The following is a 4,475-nucleotide window of genomic DNA, read 5'->3' as shown; positions in this document are numbered from 1 at the left end:
AAACCCGACCCGGCGTCCGCAGTCGCAAAGAGCCACCTTCAAACCGTGGGGGAAGAATAACGTCCTTCAAGGCTGACTTCTTCAGCAGCCTGTTAGAGATTATGAAGCGCTCTGTCGGGCAGAGGGCTACCCGCTCCGCTCAATCGAAGTGTCGCGCCGTCATTGTCGGCTTCATTTCGACGTGGGTTTCATAATCGCGGCGATGACGCCGTCCGATCACCGTAACATTCAGAATGTCAGAAGCGCCATCCGTCGCCTGCATCGCTGAATTTGGAGATATGCACATGACTGACATGACAACTGCAGAGGCACGGCGCGAGGCCTGTATCGAGATGCAGTTCCAGTATGGGGACGACCATCACTATTGGGACTACGCCCAGTGGATCGCCGAGATGCTGATCCAAGCGCTTGAGCACGTCGAAGGCGTTGTAGGTGAAGAGACAGCCGCCGCGCCATTGCGTCAGCTTGTCCAGCTGGTTGCAGATCAGGGCTACCCGACTGCTGAAACGTGGCGTGACGTGGTCGATGATATCTTCGCCGCAGGCTCTGTCTGGCCGATTTCAGGTCGCCTTGAGGATGCGCTGCTCTACGGGATGTATGGTGTGACGCCTGAGATTATCCCGCTTGAGGGTCGCGCAGAATGGATTGCCGCTCTTGTGGGAGAGGTCGCGGCCTTTGCCGCCCGGACGGATGTGCGCGCGTTCGGCGCTGAAGGAAACGCCATCGTCAGGATCGCGAACCTTGCCTCTTCACGCCACGCTCTCGACACCGGTCGTGGAGAGGTCGACGTTCATTCCATGTCGGTCTTCGGATCGATTTCGGAAGGGCGTGTCCGCAACCTGCTGTCCGGATCGGAAGGAGCTCTTGAACGCGGCCCTGAGGGTGGCATCATCGCGATGAGCGCGCTGACCTGGCTGCAGAAGAGAAAGGGCTTCCTGAACTCCATTTGGGCTGAAGACGAGCAGATCGCGTCCGATGATCACGAGCCTGTAGTGCCGGTTGATCCGGACCGGATGATCTTCGTGCCGGTGGCGCGCGACGGATCCATCTTCAATCCCGGCCTTGTCCGGAGCGGCGTGTTCCAGGTCGGCGCCAAGGGCGAAGAGCAGAATTTCAGCACCTTCACCGAGGCATTGTCGGCCCTTAATGCCATGCCGGTGCCCCGCTGGAGACGCCCTAACGACAAGGGGCATTGGGGTATTGTCAGTGGCATCGCCTGGCAGCGTGTCGAGCGGCAGCAGTAAGAAACTTCGCCATGAACACAGGATCTAAAATCATGCCGACCCCCGAAAAGATTCTCTCCCGCCTCCTTGAGGCAATGCCCGAACAGACAGCCCTTGCCCCGAAGGACAGCCGTGGGGTCTATGGTCTCGTGGATCACCACGGTTCCCTGCGGTATATCGGCTCAACAGTTTCCACGTCGCAAACCTTCTATGAGCGTATCCATCGGCGGCACCGCACCGGATCGGAGAACAGCAGCCATTATTTCTCCCGCATGTATAATACCGGGCGCATGTGGCGGATGCGGAACGACCCTGCAACGCGCGCCGATGGCGACATTGCAAAGGCGCTCCGCAACGCCTTCATAGCTGAATATTGCCGGGCAATCTGGGTGCCCCTGCCCGATGACGCTGACATTGCCGGGCTAGAGCGGGCCGTGATCGAGCTTGCGCCCTCGGAGGCCGTTGCATGGAACCGCCGCGCCACCGTGGTTTATCAAGAGCCGGTGGAGCTGGTAGACAGGACCATCACCAGCCTTGGATACGGCAGATCGGAACTTGCCGCCCTCGAACGTCAGAAACAGCGATATGATGCGGCCTCATCAGGCTCCATTATGCCCGCCCCCCGGAAAATATCCCATGACAGCGTAATGCCGCCCTTTCCAGACGGCCCGTTCCGGTTTTTCGCGCTCGATGTCGAGACGGCAAACCATGACCGGGCAAGCATCTGCCAGATCGGCATTGCTTGTGTTCGTCCGGACAACACGATCGAGACCTGGGCGACATATGTAGATCCCGAGGTGGATCACTGGGCCTTCACCTATCTGCACAAGATCAACGCAAAGACGGTGCGAGGTGCGCCCCGGTTTCACGAGGTTCTTCCGGTGCTCTCTGACGCGCTCCAAGGGCGGGTGGTCTATCAGCACTCCGGCTTCGACCGCAGCGCCATAACGGCGGCATGCAGGGCACATGGAATTCCAGAACCCGTGTGGGACTGGCAGGACAGCGTTCAGGTCGCCCGAAGGGCCTGGCCAGAGCTGAAAGGCAACGGCGGGCACGGGCTCGCGTCCTTGAAGGTTCACCTGGGCCTGTCATTCGCGCATCACGACGCGGGCGAGGACGCCCGTGCAGCCGCAGAGGTCGTTCTGCACGCCGCCACCGGCAGCCCTGTCACCGTGACCGCCTTGGGCTTGGAAGATGATGCCTTTGACGTCATCGAGGAGGTAGAGGGGGCAATCTGCCACCCCACCGAAGGCGGGTCGGGCATCGCGACCGAAAACCACACAGCGCAAGTTCGCGCAGCGCGGGTTACTGGGAAGACGACACTCACTGTCGGCAACATCAAGAACAACCACATCTATCTGCGCGAGTTCGTCAACGCCTTTCCGAAGGAGGTTATAGGCGGATCGAATGCAGCAACAGCCGCCCGACAAACAATCACGGTGGAGTGGGGTGGAGGCTGCACTGCTGTCACCGATCTCGATGGAGATAAAAAGTTCTTCCGGAAACGGGGATGGGTCCGCGAATTCTTTGCAAGAACGCAAGCCGCTGCCGGCGATACTGTCTTGGTGGAGCAGCTCGGATTGTATAATTACAAAGTCACGGTTCAGCGAGCCTGACGCCAACGCAAGAGTTGTTGATGGTCACAGACAACTGCCCCGGAAACTGCAGCGATCTCAAGTAGATCTTGCGCGAAAGGAATGATGATGGGTCCCGAGGGCGGCAGACTCCGCAAGGAGCACCCGGATCTTGATCGGCTTGTAAAGCTCTGTGAGACTGAGCTTGGCGCAGTTGAAGACTGGCTTTTTGGGAGCCGCGCCCGGGGCGATCACCATGCCAACAGCGATTTTGACGTGCTTGCCGTTCTGCCTGGCGATGCGCCCGATAACGCTGATGATCCCATGACCGTTTACAATCTGCGCCGACAGTCCGGATTGCACGCCGACCTTTTGGTTGCCCGACTTACCGAGTTCCGGGAAGCTTTTGACAGTGTGACCACGCTCGCCTGTATCGTAAACCGTGAGGGCGTCCGACTGGATGACACCAGCGAGATTCCAACAGATCCAATAGACGTGGCCAGCTTATGACAGAGCCAGAACATCCCGAAATGGCCTGCTGCCGGTTTCGTGGACACGAAGATAAGATCGTGACCATGGAATTGGAGAGTGGATATGACGAGACGGAAGTTCAGCCGCGAGTTCAAGATCGAGGCAGTGAGGCTGGTGACCGAGCGGGGCGTGACGGTGGCCCAAGCATGCCGGGATCTGGAACTGGCAGAGAGCGTGCTGCGGCGGTGGATGCGTAAAGTGACGGCGGCGCCAGCCACGGCGTTCCCTGGCAATGGCCAGCAGCGCGTTGATCTGGCCGAGATCGCGGCCCTTAAGAAAGAGGTCGCCAAGCTCAAGGCGGAGCGTGACATCCTAGAAAAGGATGAGCCATGTGCGCCATTGGTTCGAGCACAATGGCGAGCGCCTTTTTCGCGCGGGAAGCGACATGACGTTCGCGTTCGTTGCGAAGCATCGGCATATCTGGCCAGTGAGCTGGATGTGCGACGTTCTGGGCGTGTCCCGGTCGGGCTTCCATGCCTGGCTCAGGCGACCCATCAGCGCGCGGGCGAGCTACGACGCGACGCTCGTCGTGGAGATCGACAAGAGCTTCAAAGCCAGCGATCGCACCTATGGCGCCCGCCGTGTCTGGCGGGACGTGCTCGAGGGCCGGCTTGCCTTCGGGCTGCACCGGATCGAACGGCTGATGCGCCAGAATGCAATGAGGGCGCGGCCGAAGCGACGTGGAAAGCCCAAGGACGACGGCGAACGGTCCGTCATCGCTGACAACATCCTCGACCGCGACTTTGTGGCGGACCTGCCGAACCAGAAGTGGCTGGCCGACTTCACCTACATCTGGACCGCCGAGGGCTGGCTCTACGTCTCGGTCGTGCTCGACCTCTTCTCCCGGCGCGTCGTCGGTTGGTCGATGAAAGCAGACCGAGACGCCTCACTGGTCATGGATGCGCTCATGATGGCCGTCTGGCGCCGCGGCAAGGCCGACGCGCTGCTCCACCACTCGGACCAAGGGTCGCAATACACCAGCGAGCAGTTCCAACGCCTGCTTCTCGGCAACGGCATCAGCTGCTCGATGAGCCGGGCGGGCAGCGTCTGGGACTGAGCTACTCCCCATCGGTTGGACAGGATCTGGCGTAAATTAAGCTACTCTTTGCACCTGCTGATCGGGTTGGGTTTTGTCTTTTCTCAGCCA

3 protein-coding genes and 1 pseudogene are annotated in these 4,475 nt (G+C 60.0%); all 4 read left to right on the top strand.

All coding sequences use genetic code 11. From position 1 onward, the window contains the following. Nucleotides 1-284 precede the first annotated feature (284 nt). Nucleotides 285-1,244, top strand: a complete 960-nt coding sequence (locus tag ACSSV4_RS22885) for a hypothetical protein (RefSeq protein ID WP_454277294.1) — start codon at nucleotides 285-287, stop codon at nucleotides 1,242-1,244. Between the two features lie 32 nt (nucleotides 1,245-1,276). Next, nucleotides 1,277-2,839 (top strand): 3'-5' exonuclease, encoded by a 1,563-nt coding sequence (locus tag ACSSV4_RS22880; RefSeq protein WP_454277293.1) that lies wholly within the window; start codon nucleotides 1,277-1,279, stop codon nucleotides 2,837-2,839. A gap of 84 nt (nucleotides 2,840-2,923) precedes the next feature. After that, nucleotides 2,924-3,307: a nucleotidyltransferase domain-containing protein gene (locus ACSSV4_RS22875; protein WP_454277292.1), complete on the top strand. Its 384-nt coding sequence runs from the start codon at nucleotides 2,924-2,926 to the stop codon at nucleotides 3,305-3,307. 84 nt (nucleotides 3,308-3,391) lie between these two features. Beyond that, a pseudogene (locus ACSSV4_RS22870) lies at nucleotides 3,392-4,382 on the top strand (IS3 family transposase); the annotation flags it as partial. Nucleotides 4,383-4,475 lie beyond the last annotated feature (93 nt).

The organism is Roseovarius sp. MBR-154 (assembly GCF_053628595.1).
This window is presented reverse-complemented; position numbering and strand designations above follow the sequence as displayed.

Excerpts from the sequence above, each read along its gene's own strand:
- ACSSV4_RS22875 (WP_454277292.1), top strand. The coding sequence starts at position 2,924 with ATGATGGGTCCCGAGGGCGGCAGACTCCGCAAGGAGCACCCGGATCTT.
- ACSSV4_RS22885 (WP_454277294.1), top strand. The coding sequence starts at position 285 with ATGACTGACATGACAACTGCAGAGGCACGGCGCGAGGCCTGTATCGAG.
- ACSSV4_RS22880 (WP_454277293.1), top strand. The coding sequence starts at position 1,277 with ATGCCGACCCCCGAAAAGATTCTCTCCCGCCTCCTTGAGGCAATGCCC.